The sequence below is a fragment of the Streptomyces sp. MJM8645 genome (assembly GCF_001625365.1).
Taxonomy (GTDB): Bacteria; Actinomycetota; Actinomycetes; order Streptomycetales; family Streptomycetaceae; genus Kitasatospora.
This window is the reverse complement of sequence record NZ_LJJF01000001.1, coordinates 5405657-5430079: the sequence shown is the minus strand read 5'-3', so window position 1 is coordinate 5430079 and position 24423 is coordinate 5405657. Positions and strand designations below refer to the sequence as shown.

Genomic DNA, 24423 nt, shown 5'->3' with positions numbered 1-24423 from the left:
TTGAGCACTGCCGGCAGGCCGTTGGCCGCCATCCCCCGCCTCGTCATCGCCGCGCCCTCCTCGGGCGCCGGCAAGACCACCGTCGCCACCGGCCTGATCGCGGCGCTCGCCGCGCGCGGACTGGCGGTGTCCCCGCACAAGGTCGGCCCCGACTACATCGACCCGGGCTACCACGCGCTCGCCGCCGGGCGCCCGGGCCGCAACCTGGACGCCTTCATGTGCGGCCCGGAGCGGATCGCCCCGCTCTTCCTGCACGGCGCGGCGGGAGCGGACGTCGCGGTGGTCGAGGGGGTCATGGGCCTGTTCGACGGGGCCTCCGGGCGGGGGGAGCTGGCCTCCACCGCGCACGTCGCCAAGCTGCTGCGGGCGCCCGTGGTCCTGGTGGTGGACGGCTCCTCGCAGTCCCGGTCGGTGGCCGCGCTGGTGCACGGCTTCGCCTCCTGGGACCCGGAGGTGCGCCTCGCCGGGGTGATCCTCAACCGGGTCGCCTCCGACCGGCACGAGCAACTCCTGCGCGAGGCCCTGGAGGAGGGCTCGGGCGTGCCCGTGCTGGGCGCGCTGCGCCGCTCCACGACGGTCGCCACGCCGTCGCGCCACCTCGGGCTGATCCCGGCCGTGGAGCGCTCGGCGGAGGCCCTGCGCGCCGTCGCCGACATGGGTGAACTCGTCGCCGCCTCGGTCGACTTGGACGCCCTGCTCGAACTCGCCCGGACGGCACCGGAGTTGACCGCCGAACCGTGGAGCCCGTCGGCCGAGGTCGACCCGGTGGCCGGCACGCCGCGGATCGCGGTCGCGGGCGGCGCCGCGTTCTCCTTCTCGTACGCCGAGAACGCCGAACTCCTCACCGCCGCAGGCGCCGAGGTCGTCCCCTTCGACCCGCTGCACGCCACGGCACTGCCCGACGGCACGGCCGGCCTGGTGATCGGCGGCGGCTTCCCCGAACTGTACGTCCGGGAGCTGAGCGGCAACACGGCACTGCGCGGGGCCATCGCGGCGTTCGCCGCCGGCGGCGGCCCGATCGCCGCCGAATGCGCCGGACTGCTCTACCTGGGGCGCGAGTTGGACGGCCTGCCGATGTGCGGCGTGCTGGACACCGGCGCCCGGATGACCGAACGGCTCACCCTCGGCTACCGGGAGGCCGTCGCCCTGCACGACTCCCCGCTCGCCCGGACCGGCACCCGGGTACGCGGCCACGAGTTCCACCGCACGGTCTGCGAACCGGGCGCGGGCGAACACCCCGCCTGGGGCTGGCGCCTGCCCACCGGCCCCCGCACCGAGGGCTTCGCGGGCAGCCACGTCCACGCCTCCTACCTGCACCTGCACTGGGCCGGAGCCCCGTCCCTGGCCACCTCCTTCGCCTCCGCCGCAGCCGCCCACCAGACAACCCCCGGCAAGCCCGCGTCACCGTAACCCCCCTCGGCGGACCGCCCGGCCCTGCGTCGGCAGGGCCCGAGGGCCGGACGCCTGTCCGCTACGCCTCGGTGTCCTTCGGATGCCTGGGCGAGGCATAGACGAGGTGGACGACGCGGGCCGCCTCGTCCACCACGTACCGCACCCGGCCGCCGGCGGTCACCTCGTACTCCCACTGCGGCAGCTCGACACCGCCGAACACGCGGGCGGCCAGCCGGCCCCGCAGCCGGTGCTGTCGATCCGGATCCCCCGTGGACAGGGGGTTCGCCCGGAGCGCCTCGAAACAGCGGCGGGCGTTCCCGGCCGCCTCCGCACACAGCTCTCCCCACCCCTTGGCAGCCTCCGTCGTACCGAATCGCAGCCGCCACTCCGTCCCGACGGGCGGGGGCGGCACATCATCACCGCGCTTCGGGCTCACGGCTCGATCACCTCGCCGTGATCGTCGCCGGGCAGGGGCCTGGCGAGCTCTGCCGCCAGCTCCGGGTCCGCCAGCACTCTCGCGGTGGCGCGCCACTCGACTATCACCCGGTGCAGATTGGCGTGCACATCCAGGTCCACGGCATCGCGCGTCGCGTCCACGAGGTCGACGACGAACTCGCGCACCTCCGCGGCCGACAGGTGCCGGACCCAGGGGAAGACGGCGGGGAGGGCCAGGAGCACCGCCTGCGTGCCCTCATCGCTGCTGATCAACGCGGCGAACAGGCGAGCGGCGACATCCGCGGTCTGCTCGCGCTGACGGTCGTGACGCTCGGTGGTGAGGTACAGGTCCTCCCCGTCGCGGCGCGTGACGTGCACGCGCTGGACTCGCTCCACACTGTCCGCGACGCGCTTGGAGTTCTTCGACAGATCGGAGAACGACACGGTGAGAGTCGACATGGCTCGACGCTAGTTCGGAATACGTTCCGAAGTCAATCGCACGGGCCGCCCGGCCGCGCCCTGCCCGTCTCAGGACGGGCCGTTGCCGAAGGTGCCGGTCAGGGGGTCGGGGCGGTCGGCGCGGTGGCAGGTGGCGCAGCGGAGGCGGGTGTAGATCGCCACCGGGCCCATGAAGACGTCCTCGCGGCCGTCCGCCGGGGAGGCGGAGGCGGCCGGTCCGCCACAGTCCAGGCAGGCGCGGCGGGGGCGGGCGGCGATGGAGCAGGCGCGGCAGAGCAGGTGGGTCGGGTGCTCGGCGTGGACGACCACGGGCTGGGGGCCTCCGTCGAGCAGATGGACGCACCACGTGCAGGACTCGTCCACCTGCGCCGCCAGCATCCGGGCCCTGGTCTCCTGCTGCCACCTGGCGGCCTTCTGCACCGGGACCGTCACCGGCGGCCCCCACCCGGCGGCACTGAGCCACTGGGCCCCCTCCACCCCTGCCGCCCGCAGCTGGTCGTCGACGGCGATGTCCCTGGGGGTCTTGTCCTTCATGGGCTCCTCCTCCGGTGCGGTTCCCGCCGGGTTAACGCCACCGGGGAGGCCGTGGACACGCGAACTGCCCGACCACTACGGCCACCTGCCGCTGCCGCCGCCCGCGCACGCCCGGACCGACCGTCACCGCGGGGCCGCCCCGGCCCCCCAACGTACGCCGAAGCGCCGGGCCGCGCGGCGGTTCAGGCGCAGACGCCGGGGCCGCGCTCAGCCCAGCAGGGGCTCGGTGTCGCCGTGCGCGATGAGGAGCTTGCGCAGCAGGGTGTCGAGTTGGGCGCGCTCGTCGGCGTCGAGGCCCGCGAGGATGTGCTCCTCGTTGCGGACGTGGCCGGCCAGCGCCGCGTCGATGAGGTCCTTGCCGGCCGGGGTGAGGCGGACCAGCACGGCGCGGCGGTCGTCGGGGCAGGGGTTGCGTTCGACCAGGCCCTTGGCGGAGAGACGGTCGACCCGGTTGGTGATGGCGCCGGAGGTGACCATGGCGGCCTTGAGGAGGGCGCGGGCGTTGAGCTCGTAGGGTTCGCCGGAGCGGCGCAGGGTGGCCAGGACGTCGAACTCGGAGGAGTCCAGGCCACAGGAGCCGAAGTACTCGCGCAGGGCGCCGTCGACGCGGACGTTGAGGCGTCGCAGCCGGCCGACCAGGCCGATGGCCTCGGTGTTCAGGTCGGGGCGGGTCCTGGTCCACTGCTCGACGATCTCGTCGACGGTGTCGCGCTGCTGCATGGCCTGACGCCTCCTCGGTTGCCGCTCGCCGCGGCTCACGGCTGGACTGGCAGGCAACTATCTTAACATTCACATACTTGACGTTCACTCACCCAGGGGCGTACTAATTATCTCAACGTTCAGATAATCAACGTTGAGGGGGATGTCATGGGTGGAACACGCGCAGGAGTGGCCGTCACGGCGGCACTCGCCCCGGCGGCCTGGGGCACGACCTACCTGGTCACCACACAGCTCCTGCCCGAAGGCCGTCCACTGCTGCTCGCCGCCCTCCGGGCCCTCCCGGCCGGACTGCTCCTCCTGCTCATCGGCCGCAAACTGCCCAAGGGGCGCTGGTGGGGGCGCGCAGCCGTGCTCGGGATGCTCAACATCGGGCTGTTCTTCCCGCTCACCTTCGTCGGCGCCTACCGCCTGCCCGGCGGCGTCGCCGCCACCATCGGCGCGATCCAGCCGCTGCTCGTGACCGGCCTCTCGATCGGCGTCCTCGGCGTACGGCCCGGACGGCGGGCACTGCTCGCAGGGCTCGCCGGCGTCGGCGGCGTCGCCCTACTGGTACTGAAGAGCGGCGCACGACTGGACGGCACCGGGATCACCGCCATGGTCGGCGCGATCGCACTGATGGCCACGGGCACCGTCCTCACCCGCCGGTGGGGCCGCCCGGAAGGGGCCACCCTGCTCGACCTGACGGCCTGGCAGCTGCTCGCCGGATCACTGTTCCTCGTCCCGCTCGCGGCCGTCGTCGAAGGCGCGCCGCCCGCACTCAGCGGCGCCAACCTCGCCGGGTTCGCCTACCTCGGGCTGTTCAGCACCGCGCTCGGCTACGTCCTCTGGTTCCGCGGCATCGACCGCCTCGGCGCCGGACCGGCCTCCTTCCTCGGCCTGATCAACCCGGTCGTCGCGACCGTGGGCGGCCTCGTCGTCCTCGGCCAGACCCTCACCCGCTGGCAACTCCTCGGCCTGCTGCTCGCCCTCGGCGCCATGCTCGCCGGCCAGGCCCCCACCCGAAAGCCCACTCCCGCTCCCGACCCCGACCCCGACACCGCCACCGTCCCCGACGCCCCCACGCTCGCCCCGGCCACCCGCTGACCACCGACCGCCCGGACAAGGAACACACCATGCACTACGTCCTCATCACCCGCACCGACCACTCCCCGGACGCCGCCCTCGGCCACTACCTCGCCAACGTCGGCGCCACCATGGAGCCCTACCAGGGCCGCCTGCTCGCCTTCGACACCCCGGCCCGCCTGGAAGGCGAGACCGCCTACACCAAGACCGCCATCCTCGAATTCCCCACCGCGGCCGACGCCGACGGCTGGTACCACTCCCCCGCCTACCAGGCCCTCGCCACCTGGCGCATCACCACCATGGGCCACCCCGTCACCATCACCACCGTCCCCGGCCTACCCGCCTGACCCCACCCCCGCCCCCACCCACCAACACAGCAACACACCGCAGCCCCGCCGAGCCCCACCGGCGGGGCTCCGGCTCGTCATCGGCACCCGGCGGGCTGCGGCCTCAGCCGGTGGCGCGGATGTAGATGTCGGCGGCGCCCGGGGCGGCGCCGGGGATGGTGGCGACGTAGATGCGGCGGGTGGTCTGGGGGTGGGTGGGGGGCGGGGTGGGGGTGAGGGAAGGGGTGGGGGTGAGGGAAGGGGTGGGGGTTGGGGTCGGGGGGAGGGTGACGGAGGGGGTGGGCTCGGGGGTGTCGTCGTCGAGGTCCGGGGTGGGGTCGGCGTCGGGGTCGGGTTCGGCCTCGGGGTCGGCGGCCTGGAGGCCAGCGGGTGCCGGGGGCGCCGGGTCTGCGGTGGTGGCGTCGGGGGTGGGTGACGGGGTGGGGGTGGGCTCAGGGTCCGGGGGGAGTTCGGGGGCCTCGGCCGGGCCGTCGCCGCCGAGGGCGGCGGTGAGGTCGGCGGGGAGGGGGGCGGTGGGGCCGGGGGCCGGGAGGTCGTAGGCGCGCAGGAAGTCGCCGAGGCCGACGTCCTTGCCCGCGACGCGGTAGTGCAGGTACGCGATGGGGGCGCCGTCGGGGGTGTGGGTGTAGATGGCGCCGACGGGGACGTAGGAGCGGCCGACGCCGGGGTGCTGGGAGGGGTGGAGGCCGGCGAGGAGTTCGGCCCGGTCGCGGTCGGTCTCGCGGCCGACGCGGCCGGCGGTGAGCGAGTTGACGCCGCGCACCACGAGGGCGGCCGCGACGGACACGCAGAGGACCAGTCCGACGGCGACGGTGCGCCGCAGGACGGGTCGGCCGTGCAGGGCCGGCCAGGAGTCGGTGACCGCGCGCTCGGGCGGGATGCCGTCCACGTTTGTCGTTCCCCCGTTCGATCAGGACGTCATTGTGCTCGACGAGGGACCGTAGCCGAGAGTTCCTCAGCCCAGGTAGGCGGGGGCGACCGCGGCCTGGGTGACCCGCCGGGGGGCGCCGCCGCCGTCGGCGGGGACGGTCCACAGGTCGGCGCCGTAGTCGCCGGGCAGAGCGTAGAGGAGGGTACCGGTGTCCGACCAGACGGCCTGGTCGTCGATGTTGCGCTGTTCGGCGGTGGCGGTCTCGGTCATGGTGGCGAGGTCGAGGACGTACAGGCGCCAGGGGGCGTCGGGGGACAGGCCGGGGACGCGCTTCTTGTAGGCGATGCGGGTGCCGTCCGGGGAGAGCGAGGGGCACTCGACGTTCTCGTGCAGGGTGGTGAGGGTGTGGGCGGCGAGGTCGCCGCGGACGAGGTGGGTGTGTCCGCCGGTGGCGAGGGTCGCGTAGAAGGTGTTGTCGTCGGCGAAGGTCACGCCCCAGATGTTGATGTCGTGGGCCTGGTAGGGGTGGCCGTCCTTGATCACGTCGAAGGTCTCCAGGTTGTCCCGGAGGTTCCAGTCGCGGACGTCGACGATGGAGGTGCGGGTGGAGAAGTCGGTGCCCGCGTAGGAGTCGCCGCTGACGAAGACCGTCCAGGCGGCGAGGTGCCCGGACGGGGAGACCCGGGAGCGGGTGGGGATGCCGGCCGCCGGGTAGGAGCGCCGTTCGCGCAGGTGGTCGTCGAGGACGACGGCGCGGTAGGTGTCCTCCAGGGCGCCGTGCTGGGCCTGGAGGCAGATGCCGGTGCCGGCGGCGGCGTAGAAGCGCAGGCACTGGACGCCGGAGGCGGTGCGCGGGCCGTCCGGGCGGTCGGCGGGGACGGCGGTGAGTTCGTCGCGGTGCGGGCCCCAGGCCATGTTGCGGAAGACCAGCTTCCGCCCCTCGGAGGGCTTTTGCAGGGTGACGGCGCCCTCGGTGACGGCGGGGCCGCCGGGCTGGGCCTGGTCGCGCCGGGCGGTGCGGTCGGCGGCGTGGAGGACGGCCCCGGTGCCGACGGCGCCGAGCAGCAGGACGGCGACCAGGAGGATGATCACCCTGGTCCGGTTCTGGAGTCGGTTCACGTGCTCTCCTCGACGGTGGTGGCGGCGGGTTCACGCAGGACGGCGGCCGCGCCGAGCACGCAGAGCGCGAGCGCCCCCGCCGACCAACCGAGCGCGCCGGTGCCGCCGACCGCGCTCCACAGCGCGCCGAACAGCAGCGAGCAGGCGAACCGGGCGAGCGCCTGCCCGGTGCCGACCAGGGCGAGCCCGGCGCCCCGCTGCCCGGCCGGGACGGCGTCGGCCGCGGCGGCGGCGAGCACGCCGTCGGTGGCCGCGTAGAAGGCGCCGTGCAGCACGAGGACGCAGACGGCCACCGCCGGGCCGCCGGCCGGTGAGAGCAGCAGCCCGTACGCGAGCAGCAGCAGCACGTGCCCGCCCAGGAAGAGCCGGCGGCGGCCGATCCGGTCGGCGAGGGCGCCGAGCGGGACGGCGAGCAGCAGGAAGGCGGCGGCGGTGCCGAGCGGCAGCAGCGGGAACAGGTCAACGGAGAGGCCGAGCCGGCGCTGGACGAGGAGGTAGAGGAAGGAGTCGCTGACGGTGGTGAGTCCGAGCAGGACGGCGCAGAGCGTGAGCCGTCGCAGCCCGGGAAGCCGCAGCAGGGCGAGGCTGTCGCGCAGCGATGGAGCGGTAGTTGACGGATCGTCGGTCGACGGCCGGTTCGGCACGAACAGCAGCAGGACCAGCACGCCGAGGGCGGCGACGCACGCGCTGACCGTGAACACAGCGTTGTAGCCGTGCCGTTCGCCGCCGTCGGCGAGCATCGGCCCGCCCGCCAGGCGCAGCACGAGGAAGGCGGTGAGCGGGCCGAGCAGGGCGCCGGCGGTGTCCATCGCCCGGTGCACGCCGAACGCCCGTCCGCGGTGGGCGGGTTCGGTGGAGAGCGAGATCATCGCGTCCCGGGGTGCGGTGCGCAGGCCCTTGCCGGTGCGGTCGACGGCGATCACGGCGCCGATCAGCGGCACGGTGTGGACGAGCAGCAGCAGCGGTTTGCAGAGCGCGGACAGGCCGTAGCCGACGGCCGCGACGGTCTTGTGGCGGGCGGCGCCGTCGCGGCCGCGGCGGTCGGCGAGGTGGCCCCCGGCGAGGCGGACGAGCGCGCTGAACCCGTTCTGGATGCCGTCCAGCAGCCCGAAGCCGAGCGGGGAGAGGCCGAGGCCGGTGAGCAGGTAGAGCGGCAGGACGGCGGTGACCATCTCGGAGGAGATGTCGGTGACCAGGCTGACGGCGCCGAGGGCGAGCACCGTCCCGGGTACGGCGCGCAGGGCGGCGCCGCGCCGCCCCGGCGGCTCCGTTGCGGAGGCCGGGGCGGCGGGGGCCTTGGAGCTGCGGGAGTCCGCGACGTACACGGGCGTCAGTTCCAGATGCCGGTGATGTCGGTGGCGTTGGCGGCGTTGCCCGCGTGGGTGGTCAGCCCGGCGAGGTCCTCCAGGGTGCGCAGCACGTTGTAGTGGTTGTAGGTGGTGCCGGTGCTGCTGCCGGGGGTGACGTGGGCGCCGTAGACGACGGTCGGGATGCGGTTGCCGGCGAGGCGGTTGTCCTCGTCGAAGGTGACCACGAGCAGGCTGTTGTGGCTCTTGGCCCAGGTGGCGTAGGCGGCGAGGTTGGTCTGCAGCCAGGTGTCACCGGTGCCGACGGAACAGTCGTGCATGTCGTTGCACAGGTCCGGGATGACGAAGGAGACCTTGGGCAGGGTGGTGTAGTCGGTCGGGAAGGCGTCCATGCCGTAGGCGCTGGAGGCGGGCACGTTGCCGAAGCCGAACCACGGGTTGTGCTTCTGCGCGTAGTTGTCGACGCGGCAGTCGGTGGCGCCCTGGGCGGGCAGGCCCTCGTTGTAGCTGGCCCAGGTCTGGCCGGCGGCGAGCAGTTCGGAGCCCAGGTTGGGCTGCTGGAGGGCGCCGACGTCGACGCAGCTGTCGTCGGTGACGCCCTGCGCGCTGCCGGAGAACAGCATGTAGTAGTTGGGCTGGCTGGGGTGGGTGAGCGCGAAGGACTGGGTGAGCGTGGCGCCGCCGGCGACCAGCGTGTTGTTGATGTACGGCGCGCTGGAGCTGCTGCCGATGACCTGCGAGTAGGCGTGGTTCTCCATCACCACGACGATCACGTGGTCGGGCGAGGGCAGCCCGCCGGCGGTGTCGGCGGCCGCGCTGCCGCCGGCGGCCCACAGGCCGAGCGAGCCGCCGACGAGGCCGAGCCCGGCGGCGAGGGCGGTGAGGGGCCGGCGGAGCGGGCGGCGGAAGGGGCGGCGGGGGGACGTGGTTCCGGGGGTGCGGAGTCGTGCGAAGGCCATCGGGTCCTCCGTGCGTCGGGGCTGCCTGGTTGGAGCGCCGAGAACAGTAGGATCGCGCCGTGTCGTGTACCGCACAAGACAAGTGAAGAACAGGCGAACAGCTGCCGCCCGTCGGCGGTCCACGCCACAGCCGCCCCGATTGACCCGTTCCGACCGGACGTGGTGGGATCACGGGGGCCCTTGTGGCGGGATCACGGATGCTCGTGTGCGGGGGTCACCGGGCTCGCGGGGCTTTGGGTGAAGGAGCGGGACGTGATCGGACTGGTCGCCCTCAACGGGACGGGCCGCCTACTGGCCGACGAGATCCACGCCGCCTGGCCGGAGACCACCCGCATCCACACCGCGGTGGCCAGTGCCTGCTTCGGTCCGACCGAGGCCCTGGACTACGCCCTCGGCCGCAACGACCTGGTGGTCTGCCTCGCGCCGGTCGCGGCCACCGCGCAACTGCTGATCGACGGCTCGCACCTGCGCCCGGGCGGGCCCGGCCTGGTCAGCCTGGACCTGAACCTGCGCTACGCCGTCCCGCTGACCGGCCGCGACAGCGGCGCCGACGAACTGGCCGAGGAACTCGCCGCCCTGCTCGGCGTCCGGGCCGTCCTGACCGGCAGCCCTCCCCCGGCCACCGCCCGGCCCTTCGCGCACCTGGTCGGGCACGCGTCGACGTACACCCGCGGGCCGCGCGGCTCCGCGGCCTCGCGGGCGCTCGCCGAGGGCCGGCCGGTCCGGCTGGAGAGCGACCTGGCGTACCCGCTGCCCGCCCTGCCGCCCTCCGCCCGAGCCGACGCGCCCGCCGACGCCCCCGTCCTGCGGGTCACCGACCGCACCCACCCCGACGAGGACGTGCTCCTCGTACACCCGCGCACCCTGGTCGTCGGGGTCGGCGCGGGCGGCGGCGCCACGGACTCCGAGCTGATGCGGCTGATCACGGACACCCTGGCCGAACACGGCCTGGCCCGCGCCTCGATCGCCCGGCTGGCGACGGTGGCCGGCAAGGCGGACCACCCGGAGGTGCGCTGGGCCGCGTTCTGCCTCGGCGGGGTGCCGGTGGACGAGCACCCGGCGGCGGACCTGGCCGCGGTGGCCGTGCCGAACCCGTCGGACCTGGTCGGCGCCGCCGTCGGCACCGCGAGCGTCGCCGAGGCGGCCGCCCTGGCGAGCGCCCCCGGTGGCGAGCTCGTCGCCACCAAACGGAAGTCCGCCGCGGCGACGGTCGCGATCGCCCGGGCGGCGGTCCGCGGACGCCTCGCCGTCGTCGGACTCGGACCGGGCGCGCACGACCTGCTGGTGCCGCGCGCGCTGGCGGAACTGCGGCGCGCGTCGGCGGTCGTGGGCGCGCCGGGCGCGGTCGAGGCGGTCGCCGAGCTGCTGCGGCCCGGGACCAGGCGGATCGCGACGGACGACGGCGCCGGAGCGGCCACCGGCGCGGCCGTCGACCTGGCCGTCGACATGGCTGTTGACCTGGCTGTCGACCTGGCCGCGCACGGGCACGCCGTGGCGCTGGTCACCCTCGGCGACGGCGCGGCGCTGCGCGTGCCGCCGGGCGCGTACGACGTCCACCGCGTCCCGGGGCTGCCCCTCCAGCCGCTCGCCCCCGATGTGCCCGCCCACCCACAAGGAGACCCCGCGTGACCGCCCCCGAACCCGACCTGCGCCACCACGGCGACGCCGAGGTGCGCGCCGACGGGTCCGGCCTGGTCGACCTCGCCGTCAACGTCCGCACCGGCACACCCCCGGCCTGGCTGCGCGACCGGCTCGCGGCCACCCTCGGCGACCTCGCCGCCTACCCCGACCAGGGCGCCGCCCGCGCGGCGGTGGCCGCCCGGCACCGGCGGCCCGCCGACGAGGTGCTGCTCACCTCGGGGGCGGCGGAGGCTTTCGTCCTGCTGGCCCGCGTCCTGACGGTACGTCATATCGTCGCGGTGCACCCGCAGTTCACCGAACCCGAGGCGGCGCTGCGGGACGCCGGACACCAGGTGCACCGGGTACTGCTGTCCCCCGAGGACGGGTTCCGGCTGGGGGCCGTCCCGGAGGAGGCCGACCTGGTCGTCCTCGGCAACCCCACCAACCCGACCTCCGTCCTGCACCCCGCCGACGCCGTCGCCGCACTCGCCCGCCCCGGACGCACCCTGGTGGTCGACGAGGCGTTCATGGACACCGTGCCCGGCGAACGCGAGTCCCTCGCCCCGGCCCGGGACCTGCCCGGCCAGGTCGTCGTCCTGCGCAGCCTCACCAAGACCTGGGGCCTGGCCGGACTGCGGATCGGCTACGTCCTCGGGCCCGCACCGCTGATCGCCGCGCTCGGCGCCGCCCAGCCGCTCTGGCCGGTCTCCACCCCCGCGCTGGCCGCCGCCGAGGCGTGCAGCGGCCCGGCCGCGCTGGCCGAGGCGGAGGAGGCCGCCGCCGAACTGGCCTTGTGGCGGAGCTACTTGCTGAAGGGCTTGGCCGCCTTCCCGACTCTTCGGGTGTACGGCGAGCCGGCCGCATCCTTCGTCCTGGTACGGCTGCCGGACGCGGCGGCCGTCCGGGAGCGGCTGCGCGGGCGCGGCTTCGCCGTCCGGCGCGGGGACACCTTCCCGGGGCTGGGCGAGGAATGGCTGCGGATCGCCGTCCGGGACGAGGCCACCACCGACCGCTTCCTGGACGCCCTCGCCGCCGTTCTCACCCCACCGCCCCCCTCCCTGCCCCGCCTCAGCCCAGCCTGATCGCATCCCCCACCGCGACCCGGCCGGGCACCAGCACCTGCGCGTACACCCCCGCACAGGGCAGCGCGGGCATGCCCTCCAGCGGGACCAGGCGGTTCCGCTCGGCCGGAACGCGCAGGGCGGACGTGCTCCGGGGCAGCGGGCCGTGCCGCAGGGTCGGGACGGCGCAGCGCGGCGTGGGCACCACGATGCGCAGCCGCAGCACCGGCCCGATCGCCAACTCCCGCCCCACCCACGCGTTCTCGACGTACCCCTCACCCTCGGTGCGGATCACCAGGTTCGGGCGGTAGCGCTCCGCCTCGGCGCCGGTCGCGGCCAGCGTCGAGGTGGTGACCAGATGCAGCGGGGCGAAGTCGAAGAAGCCGCCGTCCGGCGCGGCCCGGCCCAACTCGTTGACGGTGACGTCGACTTCGGCCTCGATGCCGTGCGCCAGCACCTCCTCCGGCACGGCCCGCTCGATCGTCGCCCCGGGCGGGCGCTCGGCGATCAGGGCGACCTTGCGGCCGAGCGCCGCCGACAGCTCCTCCTCGTCCACGCACCGCCCGTCCGGGCCGGTGATCACCACGCCGCCCGCCGCGGTCGCCGCCGTGTAACCGAGCAGGCCCGCCCACAGCCGCGGGTTCTTGGCGCTGGCGACCTTCCCGGTGTCGAGGTCGAGCAGGGCGCGGCCGCGGTCCCGCTCCAGGCCGCGCCCGTCCACCCCGACCGCCGCCAACTCCTCCCCCAGCAGCGACTTCACCGGGTAGCGCCGCAGCCGTTCGACCGTCCCGACCCTCATGCCGCGACCGCCCATTCGCGCAGGGCCACGAAGTCGGCGGCCAGCAGGCCGATTCGGGGGTTGACGTGGAACGTGAGTGCCGGGGCGGGGTGGTGGGCGGCTATCCAGGCGGTGTCCTGCGGGCCGAGTTCGTCGTCCACCCAGACGAACGGGCGGCCGTCCGCCCAGGCGACCACGTCCCGGGTCTTCCAGTGCAGGCCGTCCGGATCCTCCCCGAACAGGTCCGTCCACTGGATGTAGGGGAGTTCGGGCAGGCCGAGGTTCGGGCCGATGTGGGTGTTCGCCTCGCCCATCCAGCCAGTGGCCCACACCAGTTCGTAGGGCAGGCCGAGCAGTTCCGGCCCGTGCGCCGGGTTCAGCCACACCCGCAGCGGCTTCGCCCGCGCGTGGGAGTAGCGTGCCTGCCGGTCCGCCCACCAGGTCGGCAGCAGGCGGTGGGTGTCGTACCCCTCCGGCCGCCGGGTCTTCGGCGCGGCGTAGGGGTTGAGCGGTCCGTCCACGTCGAGGAGGAGCAGGGGCAGCGTCATGCCGTGAATTCTCCGGCCGCCCCGGCGGATTGACCAGCGGTTTGCGGGTTCACGGCCGGTGCCACAGGTTGCGGGCGGCCAGCAGCGGCAGCACGCCCTCGCCGAACCAGTACGCCTCCTCCAGGTGCGGCATGCCCGACAGCACGAACTCGTCGATCCCCAGCTCGTGATACTCGGTGATCAGGTCCGCGACCTCCCGGTGGCTGCCCACCAGGGCCGTCCCGGCGCCGCCGCGCAGCAGGCCGATCCCGGCCCACAGCCCCGGGTACACCTCCAGCCGCTCGGCCGAGCCGCCGTGCAGCGCGAGCATCCGCCGCTGGCCCTCCGACTCGCTCTCGGCGAGCGCCCGCTGGGTCCGGCGCACGCGCCCCGGGTCCATTCCGGCGAGCAGCCGCTCGGTCTCCGCCCAGGCCTGCGCGGCGGTGTCCCGGGTGATCACGTGCAGCCGGATCCCGAACCGCACCACCCGTCCGCGGGCGGCGGCGAGTTCGCGGATCCAGCGGACCTTCTCCCGCACCTGGGCGGGCGGTTCGCCCCAGGTCAGGTAGACGCCCGCGGACTGCGCCGCGACCTCGCCGGCCGCCGGGGACGAGCCGCCGAAGTACACCGTCGGCGCCGGCTCCGGCAGCCGGTTCAGCCGGGCCCGCTCGACCCGCAAATGGGGCCCGTGGTGGTCGACCGTCTCGCCCGCCCACAGCCGCCGGACGATGTCCAGGAACTCCCCGGTCCGCGCGTACCGGGCGTCCTTGTCCAGGAAGTCCCCGTAGGCGCGCTGCTCGGCGGACTCGCCGCCGGTCACCACGTTCAGCAACAGCCGCCCGCCGGACTGCCGTTGGTACGTCGCGGCCATCTGCGCGGCCAGCGTCGGGCTGATCTGTCCGGGCCGGAACGCCACCAGGTACTTCAGCCGCTCCGTCACCTGCGTCAGCATCGCCGTCGTCAGCCAGGCGTCCTCGCACCACGCGCCGGTCGGCGTCAGCACCCCCTCGAACCCCAACTGCTCGGCGCTGCGGGCGACCTGCCCCAGGTACCCCAGGCTCGGCGGCCGGTCCGCCCCCGCCACCCCCGGTGTGGACCCGTGCCCACCCCCGACGATCTGCCGGCTGTCACCGTTGGTGGGAAGGAACCAGTGGAACACGAGCGACATGGACGGACACACTCCTACGCCGGGTTGCCTGCGGGATGAGGACGGAGACACTCACCGGCAACACGCGGCCGCGCACACCCGCACCAGGTCCACGTGCAGACGTCGCACGAGGACACGGCGGGCGGAAGCGGTCATGCGAGCGATTATGCCCGACGACGACGGCCGCTGGCCCTCCCTTGCACGGGAGGACCGGCGGCCGGTGCGCAGCGGGGGCGGATCAGACCTGGCCGGCCTTCTCCAGGGCCTCGCAGCAGGTGTTGATCATGAGGCGGGTGACGACGTAGGGGTCGATGTTGGCGTTCGGGCGACGGTCCTCGATGTAGCCCTTCTGCTCCACCTCGACCTGCCACGGGATGCGGACCGAGGCGCCGCGGTTGGAGACGCCGTAGCTGTAGACGTTCCACGGAGCGGTCTCGTGCTTGCCGGTCAGGCGGGACTGGATGTCGTCGCCGTACTGGCTGACGTGCTCCAGCACCTTGTCCTGGGAGGCACCGAGGGACTCGCAGGCGGTGATGATGGCGTCGTAGCCCTCGCGCATCGCCTTGGTGGAGAAGTTGGTGTGCGCGCCCGCGCCGTTCCAGTCGCCCCTGACCGGCTTGGCGTCCAGGGTGGCGTCGATGCCGAACTCCTCGGCGGTGCGGTACAGCAGGTAGCGGGCGATCCACAGGTCGTCCGAGACGGTCAGCGAGGAGACCGGGCCGATCTGGAACTCCCACTGGCCGGGCATGACCTCGGCGTTGATGCCGCAGATCGCCAGGCCGGCGTCGATGCAGCGGTCCAGGTGCAGCTCGACGATCTCGCGACCGAAGACCTCCTCGGCGCCGATGCCGCAGTAGTAGCCGCCCTGCGGGGCCGGGAAGCCGCCCTCCGGGAAGCCGAGCGGGCGGGAGCCCTTGAAGAAGGTGTACTCCTGCTCGATGCCGAAGATCGACTCCTGGGCCGCGTACTTCTCGTCGACCTCGCGCAGCAGGGCGCGGGTGTTGGACGCGTGCGGGGTGCCGTCGGTCTCCAGCACCTCGCACAGGACCAGGATGTTGTCACCGCCGCGGATCGGGTCCGGCACGACCTTCACCGGGTCCAGCACGCGGTCCGAGGCGTGGCCCTCCGCCTGGTTGGTCGAGGAGCCGTCGAAACCCCAGGTCGGGATCTTGTCCGCGTTGGGCAGGACCCGAGTCTTGGAACGGAGCTTCGCGGTCGGCTTGGTGCCGTCGATCCAGATGTACTCGGCCTTGATTGCCACGGCGGTGTACCTCGCATTGCTGGGTGGTGGGTGCCCGCGTAGCGTCGCAAGCCGCCGTTTCCCGGTTGTTCCTCTTGTGTAACGCGGATGTGAACCAACCCTCCGTATTGGCACGGTCACGGTGCGGGAGTGCCAGGGCGGCGCCCGGAGTGGCGGGAGCGGCACCCGGGGTGCCGGGGTCGCACCCGGGGTGCCGGGATGGCACCCAGGGCACCGGGGTCGCACCCGGGATGGCGCTCCCGCACCGCGAGGGACCGGGGCTCAGCTCCGGCGGGCGTGCGCGGCCCGGCGGCGCCGGGTGGCCCACAGGGCGCAGGCCCCGCCGGCGACGAGGGCGGCGGCCCCGGCGGCCAGCGGGCCGGTGGCGCTGCTACCGCCAGTCGCGGCGAGGCCGGCGGCCGGCTTCTCCGACGGCCCGGGCTTCTCGGTGGCGGCCTGCGGGACGACGGCGCGGGCGGTGGTGCTGGTGTCCGCGACCGGCTGGGCGGTGGTGGCGGCGGCGGTGCCGGTCGGCGCGGGCGACGTCGGGGCCTGGGTCGGGGTCGCGCCGGCAGCCGGCGCGGAGGGCTTCTCACAGCTCACCGAGGCCACGGTGATCTTGCCGGTGACCTTGGCGACGTTCAGGTTCAGCGGGTTCACCTCCACCTGGACCTCCAGGGCCGAGGCGGCGGCGGTGGTCGAGGTGGTGCTCTTCTTGGAGAGCTCCACCGACACGCTGCCGATCAGCGGCACATCCACCTTGGTCGGCCCGTACAGGCCGATGGTGACGGGCTTGCCGAGCACCGTCAGCTTGGCGGGCGCGACGACGTCGGCGGTCGGCTGCCCGTCGACGGGGCAGGTCGCCTCGGCGCTCATCGCCTCCAGGCCGATCAGCGTGGTGGCGGGCAGGCCGGGGGCGTGCACGTCGGCGTTGACCAGCTTGACGGAGGCGGCGGTGCCCTTGGCGTCGATGCGGGTCACGGCCGTGCCGATGTCGGCCTTGACCAGGGTCACCGGGCCCTGCTGGTCGACGCCGTCGACCTTGGCGGTGAGGAGTGAGCCCTCGCGCTGGGCCGGCGTCTCCACCTTGTTGAGCGCGAGGTCCACCGGGACGTCGACCGTCTTGTTCAACAGGCTGACGTCCAGGGCGAGTTCGGCGGTGACGGCGCGCGCCTTGCCGGGCGAGGCGGCGGACGGCTGCGAGGACGACGGAGAGGACGACGCAGTGCCCGCCGGGGTGGCCGCCGGCGCGGCCGGGGCCGCGTACGCGGGCGGGACGGTGAGCAGCGTGCAGGCCGCGACCACGGCGGCGGCGGAAGCGGCTCGGCGAACGGAACAAGCCGAACGGGTGGAACCGGCGGAACGGGCGGAGCTGGTGGAACGAGAAGACATGGCGGTACCCCCACAGGTGCTGTTGATCCGGAGCGCGCCCAGACGTCACCCGCGACAGGCGGGGAGGGGCCGGCGTTCCGAACGGTGAGCCGCCAGTCTTCTCGAACAGTCCGTCACAGGAGCCACACAGAACGTCATTTCACTCGTTGGAGTGAGATTGACGTCTGTCGCTGACTCCGGTCTGCTACGGCAGTCGCCAGTCCACCGGCTGCGCCCCCTGCCGCGCCAGCAGCTCGTTCGCCCGGCTGAACGGCCGCGAGCCGAAGAAGCCGCCGCTCGCCGAGTACGGGCTCGGGTGCGCCGACTCGATCGCCGGGATCTCCCCGAGCAGCGGCCGCAGGTTGCGGGCGTCGCGCCCCCACAGGATCGCCACCAGCGGGCCGCCGCGCGCCACCAGCGCCCGGATCGCCTGCTCGGTGACCTCCTCCCAGCCCTTGCCCCGGTGCGCGGCGGGCTTGCGCGGCGCGGTGGTCAGCGCGCGGTTGAGCAGCAGGACGCCCTGCTGCGTCCACGGGGTGAGGTCGCCGTTGGACGGCTGGGGCAGGCCGAGGTCGCTGCCGTACTCCTGGAAGATGTTGATCAGGCTGGCCGGGATCGGCCGGGTCTCCGGCGCCACCGAGAAGCTGAGCCCGACGGCGTGGCCCGGGGTCGGGTACGGGTCCTGTCCGACGATCAGCACCCGCACGTCGGCGAAGGGCTGCTGGAAGGCCCGCAGCACGTTCGGCCCGGACGGCAGGTAGGTGCGGCCGGCGGCCAGTTCGGCGCGTAGGAAGTCGCCCATGGCGGCGACCTGCCCGCCGACGGGTTCCAGGGCGGTGGCCCAACCGGGCTCGACGATCTCGTTCAGTGGACGCGGTGCCATGGTGGCCACCCTATCGGCCTACACCGACAGCGCGTTCAGCGGATGATCATGCATACGAACCCGGGACCGCCCGGCCCACGGCCGACCACGACGGATCGCCCGCCACCGGCCACCCGCTCACCCCACCGGCCGGCCGCGCAGCACCACCAGCCGCGGGTCGGCAAGCACCCGGACGTCCGCCCGCGGGTCCTCCCCGTACACCACGAAGTCGGCCGACTCCCCCTCCTCCAGCCCCGGCCGCCCCAGCCACTCCCGCGCACCCCAACTGGCCGCCGACAGCGCCTGCGCCGGGCTCAGCCCCGCCTTCACCAGCTCCGCCACCTCCTCCGCGACCAGCCCGTGCGCCAGCGAGCCGCCCGCGTCCGTGCCGACGAACACCGGGATGCCGGCGTCGTGCGCGGCGCCGACGGTGGCGTAGCGGCGCTCGTGCAGCCGCCGCATGTGGGCCGCCCAGGCCGGGAACCTGCCCTCGCCGCCGGCCGCCAGGCCCGGGAAGGTGGCGATGTTGACCAGCGTCGGGACGATCGCCACGCCGCGCTCGGCGAAGGCCGGGATCAGCTCCTCGGTCAGCCCGGTGGCGTGCTCGATGCAGTCGATGCCGGCCGCCAGCAGGTCCGGCAGCGACTCGGCGGCGAAGCAGTGCGCGGTGACCCGCGCGCCTTCCTCGTGCGCCGCCGCGATCGCCTCGGCCAGCGCGTCGCCGGGCCAGCAGGCGGCGAGGTCGCCGCGCTCGCGGTCGATCCAGTCGCCGACCAGCTTCACCCAGCCGTCGCCGCGCCGGGCCTCCGCACGGACGTACGCGGCGAGGTCGCCGGGCTCGATCTCGTGCGCGTAGTTGCGGATGTAGCGGCGGGTGCGGGCGATGTGCCGCCCGGCGCGGATGATCCGGGGCAGGTCCTCGCGCTCGTCGATCCACCGGGTGTCGGCGGCCGAGCCGGCGTCGCGGATCAGCAGGGTGCCGGCGTCACGGTCGGTGAGCGCCTGCTTCTCGCTGGTCTCCGCGTCGACGGCGCCGTGCGCGTCCAGGCCGACGTGGCAGTGCGCGTCCACCAGACCGGGCAGCACCCAGCCGGTCACCGTCCGGACGTCCTCGGCGCCGGGCGGGCGGGTGAAGCTCACCCGGCCGTCCACGACCCAGAGTTCGTCCCGGACGTCCTCCGGACCGACCAGCACCCGACCCCGGACGTGCAGCACCGCGCCATCGCTCATGGCCCGCACTCTACCGACGGGCGTGTTCCCTGTAAGCAGCAAGAATGCGGCAGACTCGTGCCGACACCCATCACCTCATGCCCGAAAGGCCGCCACCGTGAGCCCCTTCCTCGACCTCCCCCCGCTCAGCGCCGCCGAGTTCGCGGCGATCGAGGACCAGGTGGCCGCACTGCTGCACACCACCGCGGACGTCATCGTCACCCAGGGTGAGGCGCTGCTGCCGCTGGAGGCCGCGATCCGCGGCGCCGCGCACCCCGGCTCCACCGCGCTCAACATCGTCACCGGCCCGTACGGGCAGACCTTCGGCAACTGGCTGCGCTCGTGCGGGGTCGAGGTCGTGGACCTGGCCGTCCCCTTCGACAGCGCGGTCAGCGCACAGCAGGTCGCCGACGCCCTCGCCGCCCACCCGGCCGTCGACTTCGTCTCCCTCGTCCACGCCGAGGCCGCCACCGGCAACACCAACCCCGTCGCCGGGATCGCCGCCGCCGTCCGCGAGCACGGCGCCCTGCTGATGCTCGACGCGGTCGCCTCCGTCGCCGCCGAGCCGCTGCTCACCGACGAGTGGGGCGTCGACCTGTGCGTCATCGGCGGCCAGAAGGCCATGGGCGGCCCCGCCGGGGTCTCCGCCGTCTCCGTCTCCCAGCGCGCCTGGGAGCGGATCGCCGCCAACCCGGCCGCCCCGCGCCGCTCCTACCTGTCCCTGCTCGATTGGAAGGAGCGCTGGACGGACGCCGGGCGCACCGTGCTCCCGCACGCCCCCGCCCAGTTGGAGATGCTGGCCCTCGGCGCCTGCCTCGACCGGATCGCCACCGACGGCCTGCCCGCCGTCATCGCCCGCCACCGCGCCGCCTCCGCCGCCACCCGCGCGGGCGCCCGCGCGCTCGGCACCCTCGCCCCGTTCGTCACCGAGGACGCCCACGCGGCCCCCGTCGCCACCACCCTGCGCACCCCGGCCGGCGTGCACGCGGCCGAGCTCGCCGCCCGCCTCGACCCCGCCCTCCCCGTCCAGCCCGGAGGCGGCCCCCTCGCCGCGTCGATGCTCCGCGTCAACCACTACGGCCCCGCCGCCGCCCTGCCCACCGTCCGCGCCTGCCTCACCGCCCTCGCCACCGCGACGGACGCGGACCCGGCCCCGGCCCTGGCCGCCGCGGAGGCGGCCTGGACGGCAGCCGTCCAGGGCTGACACCACGGCGCCGTCGAGGCCCGATCGCGCGGAGCGGCCCCTGGGACACCCGGTCCCGGGGGCCGCTCCGTCTCTCCCTGCGGTACCGGCCGGACAGGACCTGGTCCCACTCGGAGCGGAAGGTTTCGGCCATCGGCTCCCGGCACAGTTCCCGCAGCGTTCATCTGCGCGGCACGCCGATCTCACCGGGGGCAGGCAGGCTCCGGCCAGGGGTGAAGTTGGCTATACAACTTCACCCGGGATGCCGCCGAGGAGGAGACCACCGTGACCGAGCTGCCGCCGTACTGGCTGCGCGACAACTGCCCGTGCGCCGAGTGCCGGGACCCCAGGAACGGGCAGAAGCTGTTCCAGATCGACGACCTGCCGCAGGACCTGGCGGTCGCCGCGAGCACGGAGACCGACGGGGGCCTGGAGGTGCTCTGGTCGGACGGGCACCGCTCGCGGTACCCGCTGGAGTGGCTCGACGCCGAGCGGGACGGCGACGGGCGGACGGAGGAGGGCAAGCGGCTCTGGGCGGCGGCGGACTTCGCACACGGGATCCCCGAGGCGCGGTGGGAGGCGTACCTGGCCGACCCCGCCGAGCAGGCCGCCGTCCTCACCGCCGTGCGCCGCAGCGGCTTCGCGGTGCTGCGCGGGGTGCCGGCGGTGGAGCGGCAGGTCCTCACCGTGGCCGAGAGCTTCGGCTACGTCCGGGTCACCAACTACGGGGAGCTGTTCGACGTCCGGGTCGAGCCGGATCCGAACAACCTGGCGTTCACCAGCGTCGCGATCGCGCCGCACACCGACAACCCGTACCGGGACCCGGTGCCGACGCTCCAGCTCCTGCACTGCCTGGAGAACTCCGCGACCGGCGGCGACTCCGGCCTGGTGGACGGGTTCCGGGCCGCGGTGCTCCTCCGGGACGAGGCGCCGGCGGACTTCGAGACGCTCACCCGCACGCCCGTCCCGTTCGTCTTCCGCGACCGCCGCACCGAACTGCGCGCCGACCGCCCGCTGATCGAGGTGGACGCCCTCGGCCGGATCCGCGAGGTGCGGTTCAACAACCGCTCGATCGGCACCCTGCGCGGGAGCTCCGGCGAACTGACGGCCTTCTACGCCGCGTACCGCCGCTTCGCCGCGATCACCCTGCGCCCCGAGCTCCAGCTCGCCTTCCGCCTCGACCGCGGCGACTGCCTGGTCTTCGACAACACCCGGCTGCTGCACGCCCGTACGGCCTTCCAGCAGGACGGCCACCGCCACCTCCAGGGCTGCTACGCCGACCTGGACACGCTGGGCAGCACCCTCGCCGTCCTGCACCGGCGCGCCGCCGCGCTGGACGCGATCGCCGGGCTGTTCGCGGGCGAGGGCGCCGGGGAGTACCTGGGCGAGGAGGTCACCATGGCCGAGCACATGCTCCAGGCCGCCGCTGCCGCCGAGGCGGCCGGGGCGCCGGACCACCTCGTCGCCGCCGCACTGCTGCACGACGTCGGCCACTTCCACGGGGCGCTACACGGAAGGAATTTGATGGAAGGTCAGGACAACTGGCACAGCGACACCGGCGCCGACTGGCTGGCGCGGTGGTTCGGCCCGGAGGTGACCGAGCCGGTCCGGCTGCACGTGGCCGCCAAGCGCTACCTGTGCGCAGTGGAACCGGACTACCGGCAGCGGCTGTCCGAGGCCTCGGAGTACACCCTCACCGTCCAGGGCGGCCCGATGGACGAGCGGCAGGCCGCCGCGTTCGCCGAACTCCCGGGCGCCGCCGACGCGGTGGCCGTCCGCCGCTGGGACGAGCAGGCGAAGGCGGCCGGGGCGCCGACACCCGGCTTCGAGCACTACCGCCCGCTGCTCGCCGCGCTCATGCACTGATGGCACCGGCCGGCACGCCCGGGAAGAGGGCCGGGCTCAGTCACCCTCCCGGGCGTGCCGCGAAAGCGCCGACGCGGCCAGCGAGTTGTGGATGCTGAACGCCACCGTCCCGGGCAGGTAGCGGTCCTGGGACCATTCCACCGGAGTGCCGGTCGGGTCCGTCGTGCGCCGCCGTTCGCGCAGCAGCGGGCCGCCGCGGCGGCAGCCGAGGAGCCGGGCGTCCTCGGCGTTGGCGGCCACGATGTCGATGGTGTGGTCGGCGTCGGTGAACAGGATGCCGTGCTCGCGCAGGACTTCGGTGTGCGAGACGACGTCCGCCGGCAGCTCGGCGACGATCTCGCCGACCCGCGGCGGGTAGATGGTGCGCTCGACCATCACGGGCGTGCCGGAGAGGGTGCGCAGCCGGACGGTCACATACACCTCGGCGCCCGGCTCCAGGCGCAGTTGCTCGCGTTCGGCGGTGTCGGCGGGGCGGCGGACCAGCGAGTCCAGGATGCCGCCGGGCTCCTCGCCCATCGAGTACGCCCAGTGCGTGAAGCTGAGCAGTTCGGAGAAGCTCTGCACCCGGGCGCCCCCGAGCACGACGCGCCGGGTGCCGCGGCGGGAGGTGACCAGCCCGTCGGAGCGCAGGACGGCGAGCGCCTGGCGGACGGTGCCGCGGGAGACGCCGTACTGCTCGGCGAGCGCGCCCTCGGCGGGCAGCCGGCCGGCCTCGCCGTACGCGCCGGTGGTGATGGCCTCGCGCAGGTCGGCGGCGACCTTCCGGTACAGGGCGCCGGGAGCGCGCTCGGCGGGGCGCCCGGGCTCAAGTGCCACGTCAGTCAATGTCCCTCCTGGGGCGGTGTCCTGCGCAGCCGTACCGGCACGGACAGCCCGACCTTATCCCGCTGCGCCTTTGAAGCATCGCACCGAACGGATCACGCTCCGATGGCCGGATTCGACCGTTCCCGCAGCCGACCCCGGTTCTGGGCCGTCCGTTCACCTTCCCGTCATCGGACTCCGGCGTACTTACGTCCGTCAGCGAAGTTGGCTAGTCAACTCGGACGGCCTCGAACGGCTCCGGGCGGCTCCGAACGGCACCGGGCACCTCAGAACGGCTCCGAACGGCCACTCGCACGATCCCCCGATCAGACAACCCCACCGCAGCTCACCCCCTTGCAGTACACCCGATCAGGAGACTGACCCGTGTCCGTGCACCGCGCCCGTTCCGCCGCCTTCGCAGCGGTCCTGACCGCCGCCGCGCTGTCCCTCACCGCCTGCGGCTCCGCCGGCTCCTCCACCGCGAAGTCCGGCGACGCCGCGGGCGGCAAGAGCGCCAAGACCGCCACCTCGGTCGCCGACTTCGGCGGGATGGACGGCCTGATCGCCGCCGCCAAGAAGGAGGGGAAGCTGCACGCCATCACGCTGCCGCGCGACTGGGCGAACTACGGCAAGCTGATGGACGACTTCAAGGCGAAGTACGGCATCGAGATCGAGGACGAGAACCCCGACGGCGCCAGCCAGGACGAGATCAACGCGATCACCTCCCGCAAGGGCCAGGACCGCGCCCCCGACGTCGTCGACCTCGGCTCGGCCTTCGCGCTCAGCGCCGCCAAGCAGGGCCTGCTGGCCCCGTACAAGGTCACCGACTTCGACAAGATCCCGGCCACCATGAAGAACGCCGACGGCCTGCACTACAACGACTACGGCGGCTACATGTCGATCGCGTGCGACGCCAAGAAGGTATCCGCCTGCCCGAAGACCTTCGCCGACCTGCTGAAGCCCGAGTACAAGGGCATGGTCGCCCTGAACGGCAACCCGACCAAGGCCGGTGCCGCGTTCGGCGCCGTCTACGCGGCCGCGCTCGCCAACGGCGGCTCGCTGGACAACATCCAGCCCGGCATCGACTTCTTCGCCAAGGTCAAGCAGGCCGGCAACTTCAACCCGGTCGAGGTCACCCCGGCGACCATCGAGAAGGGCGAGACCCCGATCAGCATCGACTGGTCGTACCTGAACGCCGGCTACGCCGACAAGTTCAGGAGCAAGGGCATCGACTGGCAGGTGACCATCCCCTCGGACGGCTCCTACGCGCAGTACTACAACCAGGCGATCAACAAGGACGCGCCGCACCCGGCCGCCGCCCGCCTGTGGGAGGAGTACCTGTACAGCGCCGAGGGCCAGAACGGCTTCCTGGGCGGCTACGCCACCCCGGCCCTGTTCGACGCCATGAAGACGGCCGGCACCCTGGACGCCGCGGGCGCCGCCAAGCTCCCGCCGGTCGAGAAGCCCTTCACCACCTTCCCGACCCAGGAGCAGACGGACACGGCCAAGAAGACCGTGACCGAGAACTGGGCCAAGGCGATCGCGGGCTGACC

Annotated in this window: 24 protein-coding genes; 8 read left to right on the top strand and 16 right to left on the bottom strand. The window is 74.0% G+C overall.

Annotated features, from left to right (window positions below):
* Positions 1 to 21: 21 nt before the first annotated feature.
* Positions 22 to 1410 (top strand): cobyrinate a,c-diamide synthase, encoded by a 1389-nt coding sequence (locus A6F73_RS23380; RefSeq protein ID WP_063349584.1) that lies wholly within the window; start codon positions 22 to 24, stop codon positions 1408 to 1410.
* A 61-nt stretch (positions 1411 to 1471) separates the two neighbouring features.
* On the opposite strand, the gene A6F73_RS23375 is transcribed toward A6F73_RS23380, so the two are convergent.
* The 4 genes from A6F73_RS23375 to A6F73_RS23360 form a co-directional block, all read right to left on the bottom strand.
* Positions 1472 to 1828 carry a hypothetical protein gene (locus A6F73_RS23375; protein ID WP_063349583.1) on the bottom strand — a complete coding sequence of 119 codons (357 nt, stop codon included), beginning with the start codon at positions 1826 to 1828 and terminating at the stop codon, positions 1472 to 1474.
* Positions 1825 to 2286, bottom strand: coding sequence for a hypothetical protein (locus A6F73_RS23370; protein WP_063349582.1), 462 nt, complete (start codon positions 2284 to 2286; stop codon positions 1825 to 1827). Before A6F73_RS23370 ends, A6F73_RS23375 begins: the two co-directional genes overlap by 4 nt.
* Positions 2287 to 2355: 69 nt before the next feature.
* Positions 2356 to 2820, bottom strand: coding sequence for a hypothetical protein (locus A6F73_RS23365; protein WP_063349581.1), 465 nt, complete (start codon positions 2818 to 2820; stop codon positions 2356 to 2358).
* Positions 2821 to 3027: 207 nt separating this feature from the next.
* A complete protein-coding gene (locus tag A6F73_RS23360) occupies positions 3028 to 3540 on the bottom strand; it encodes a MarR family transcriptional regulator (RefSeq protein ID WP_063349580.1) in 513 nt (170 codons plus the stop codon).
* A gap of 147 nt (positions 3541 to 3687) precedes the next feature.
* Here A6F73_RS23360 and A6F73_RS23355 point away from each other — a divergent pair, with 147 nt between their 5' ends.
* A complete protein-coding gene (locus A6F73_RS23355) occupies positions 3688 to 4623 on the top strand; it encodes an EamA family transporter (RefSeq protein ID WP_079135927.1) in 936 nt (311 codons plus the stop codon).
* Positions 4624 to 4652: 29 nt separating this feature from the next.
* Positions 4653 to 4949: a DUF1330 domain-containing protein gene (locus A6F73_RS23350; protein WP_063349578.1), complete on the top strand. Its 297-nt coding sequence runs from the start codon at positions 4653 to 4655 to the stop codon at positions 4947 to 4949.
* Between the two features lie 103 nt (positions 4950 to 5052).
* Here A6F73_RS23350 and A6F73_RS44110 read toward each other — a convergent pair whose 3' ends face one another.
* From A6F73_RS44110 to A6F73_RS23330, 4 genes are all read right to left on the bottom strand, one after another.
* Positions 5053 to 5838, bottom strand: coding sequence for a hypothetical protein (locus A6F73_RS44110; RefSeq protein WP_063349577.1), 786 nt, complete (start codon positions 5836 to 5838; stop codon positions 5053 to 5055).
* Positions 5839 to 5904: 66 nt separating this feature from the next.
* Positions 5905 to 6939, bottom strand: a complete 1035-nt coding sequence (locus A6F73_RS23340; RefSeq protein WP_063349576.1) for a hypothetical protein — start codon at positions 6937 to 6939, stop codon at positions 5905 to 5907.
* Positions 6936 to 8264, bottom strand: coding sequence for an MFS transporter (locus A6F73_RS23335; protein ID WP_063349575.1), 1329 nt, complete (start codon positions 8262 to 8264; stop codon positions 6936 to 6938). The genes A6F73_RS23340 and A6F73_RS23335 overlap by 4 nt, the downstream gene beginning before the upstream one ends.
* A 5-nt stretch (positions 8265 to 8269) precedes the next feature.
* Entirely contained in the window at positions 8270 to 9205 is a 936-nt protein-coding gene (locus tag A6F73_RS23330; protein WP_063349574.1) for an alkaline phosphatase family protein, read from the bottom strand.
* A gap of 252 nt (positions 9206 to 9457) precedes the next feature.
* Between A6F73_RS23330 and A6F73_RS41620 the strand changes: the two genes are divergently transcribed.
* Complete coding sequence (locus tag A6F73_RS41620; protein ID WP_063349573.1) at positions 9458 to 10834, top strand: cobalamin biosynthesis protein; 1377 nt, start codon at positions 9458 to 9460, stop codon at positions 10832 to 10834.
* Positions 10831 to 11907: an Rv2231c family pyridoxal phosphate-dependent protein CobC gene (gene cobC / locus A6F73_RS23320; protein ID WP_063349572.1), complete on the top strand. Its 1077-nt coding sequence runs from the start codon at positions 10831 to 10833 to the stop codon at positions 11905 to 11907. Before A6F73_RS41620 ends, cobC begins: the two co-directional genes overlap by 4 nt.
* Here cobC and A6F73_RS23315 read toward each other — a convergent pair.
* The 7 genes from A6F73_RS23315 to A6F73_RS23285 all read right to left on the bottom strand — a co-directional run bounded on the left by A6F73_RS23315 (position 11894) and on the right by A6F73_RS23285 (position 19041).
* The gene (locus A6F73_RS23315; protein WP_063349571.1) at positions 11894 to 12685 is read right to left on the bottom strand and encodes an MOSC N-terminal beta barrel domain-containing protein; all 792 of its coding nucleotides are present in this window, start codon (positions 12683 to 12685) and stop codon (positions 11894 to 11896) included. The two genes, cobC and A6F73_RS23315, sit on opposite strands and share 14 nt — an antisense overlap.
* A complete protein-coding gene (locus A6F73_RS23310; RefSeq protein ID WP_063349570.1) occupies positions 12682 to 13212 on the bottom strand; it encodes a hypothetical protein in 531 nt (176 codons plus the stop codon). Before A6F73_RS23310 ends, A6F73_RS23315 begins: the two co-directional genes overlap by 4 nt.
* 49 nt (positions 13213 to 13261) lie before the next feature.
* Positions 13262 to 14359 carry an LLM class flavin-dependent oxidoreductase gene (locus A6F73_RS23305; RefSeq protein ID WP_063349569.1) on the bottom strand — a complete coding sequence of 366 codons (1098 nt, stop codon included), beginning with the start codon at positions 14357 to 14359 and terminating at the stop codon, positions 13262 to 13264.
* 217 nt (positions 14360 to 14576) lie between these two features.
* The gene (gene glnII, locus A6F73_RS23300; protein WP_063349568.1) at positions 14577 to 15599 is read right to left on the bottom strand and encodes a glutamine synthetase; all 1023 of its coding nucleotides are present in this window, start codon (positions 15597 to 15599) and stop codon (positions 14577 to 14579) included.
* Positions 15600 to 15860: 261 nt separating this feature from the next.
* Entirely contained in the window at positions 15861 to 16883 is a 1023-nt protein-coding gene (locus A6F73_RS23295; RefSeq protein ID WP_079135926.1) for an SCO1860 family LAETG-anchored protein, read from the bottom strand.
* Between the two features lie 271 nt (positions 16884 to 17154).
* Positions 17155 to 17832, bottom strand: coding sequence for a uracil-DNA glycosylase (locus tag A6F73_RS23290; protein WP_063349566.1), 678 nt, complete (start codon positions 17830 to 17832; stop codon positions 17155 to 17157).
* Between the two features lie 117 nt (positions 17833 to 17949).
* Positions 17950 to 19041 (bottom strand): amidohydrolase family protein, encoded by a 1092-nt coding sequence (locus tag A6F73_RS23285; RefSeq protein WP_063349565.1) that lies wholly within the window; start codon positions 19039 to 19041, stop codon positions 17950 to 17952.
* A gap of 97 nt (positions 19042 to 19138) precedes the next feature.
* Between A6F73_RS23285 and A6F73_RS23280 the strand changes: the two genes are divergently transcribed.
* Together A6F73_RS23280 and A6F73_RS23275 are read left to right on the top strand one after the other, a co-directional pair.
* Entirely contained in the window at positions 19139 to 20224 is a 1086-nt protein-coding gene (locus A6F73_RS23280) for an aminotransferase class V-fold PLP-dependent enzyme (RefSeq protein WP_063349564.1), read from the top strand.
* Positions 20225 to 20488: 264 nt separating this feature from the next.
* The gene (locus A6F73_RS23275; protein ID WP_063349563.1) at positions 20489 to 22069 is read left to right on the top strand and encodes a phosphonate degradation HD-domain oxygenase; all 1581 of its coding nucleotides are present in this window, start codon (positions 20489 to 20491) and stop codon (positions 22067 to 22069) included.
* A 36-nt stretch (positions 22070 to 22105) separates the two neighbouring features.
* Here A6F73_RS23275 and A6F73_RS23270 read toward each other — a convergent pair whose 3' ends face one another.
* Positions 22106 to 22885 (bottom strand): GntR family transcriptional regulator, encoded by a 780-nt coding sequence (locus A6F73_RS23270; protein ID WP_063349562.1) that lies wholly within the window; start codon positions 22883 to 22885, stop codon positions 22106 to 22108.
* A 369-nt stretch (positions 22886 to 23254) separates the two neighbouring features.
* Here A6F73_RS23270 and A6F73_RS23265 point away from each other — a divergent pair, with 369 nt between their 5' ends.
* Positions 23255 to 24421, top strand: a complete 1167-nt coding sequence (locus tag A6F73_RS23265; protein WP_063349561.1) for an ABC transporter substrate-binding protein — start codon at positions 23255 to 23257, stop codon at positions 24419 to 24421.
* The last annotated feature ends 2 nt before the right edge of the window (positions 24422 to 24423 follow it).

What these genes read in the sequence shown, in the direction of transcription:
- A6F73_RS23370 (WP_063349582.1), bottom strand. Translation starts at nt 2,286, where the DNA reads ATGTCGACTCTCACCGTGTCGTTCTCCGATCTGTCGAAGAACTCCAAG.
- A6F73_RS23365 (WP_063349581.1), bottom strand. Translation starts at nt 2,820, where the DNA reads ATGAAGGACAAGACCCCCAGGGACATCGCCGTCGACGACCAGCTGCGG.
- A6F73_RS23360 (WP_063349580.1), bottom strand. Translation starts at nt 3,540, where the DNA reads ATGCAGCAGCGCGACACCGTCGACGAGATCGTCGAGCAGTGGACCAGG.
- A6F73_RS23355 (WP_079135927.1), top strand. Translation starts at nt 3,688, where the DNA reads ATGGGTGGAACACGCGCAGGAGTGGCCGTCACGGCGGCACTCGCCCCG.
- A6F73_RS23350 (WP_063349578.1), top strand. Translation starts at nt 4,653, where the DNA reads ATGCACTACGTCCTCATCACCCGCACCGACCACTCCCCGGACGCCGCC.
- A6F73_RS23330 (WP_063349574.1), bottom strand. Translation starts at nt 9,205, where the DNA reads ATGGCCTTCGCACGACTCCGCACCCCCGGAACCACGTCCCCCCGCCGC.
- A6F73_RS23315 (WP_063349571.1), bottom strand. Translation starts at nt 12,685, where the DNA reads ATGAGGGTCGGGACGGTCGAACGGCTGCGGCGCTACCCGGTGAAGTCG.
- A6F73_RS23310 (WP_063349570.1), bottom strand. Translation starts at nt 13,212, where the DNA reads ATGACGCTGCCCCTGCTCCTCCTCGACGTGGACGGACCGCTCAACCCC.
- A6F73_RS23305 (WP_063349569.1), bottom strand. Translation starts at nt 14,359, where the DNA reads ATGTCGCTCGTGTTCCACTGGTTCCTTCCCACCAACGGTGACAGCCGG.
- A6F73_RS23290 (WP_063349566.1), bottom strand. Translation starts at nt 17,832, where the DNA reads ATGGCACCGCGTCCACTGAACGAGATCGTCGAGCCCGGTTGGGCCACC.
- A6F73_RS23285 (WP_063349565.1), bottom strand. Translation starts at nt 19,041, where the DNA reads ATGAGCGATGGCGCGGTGCTGCACGTCCGGGGTCGGGTGCTGGTCGGT.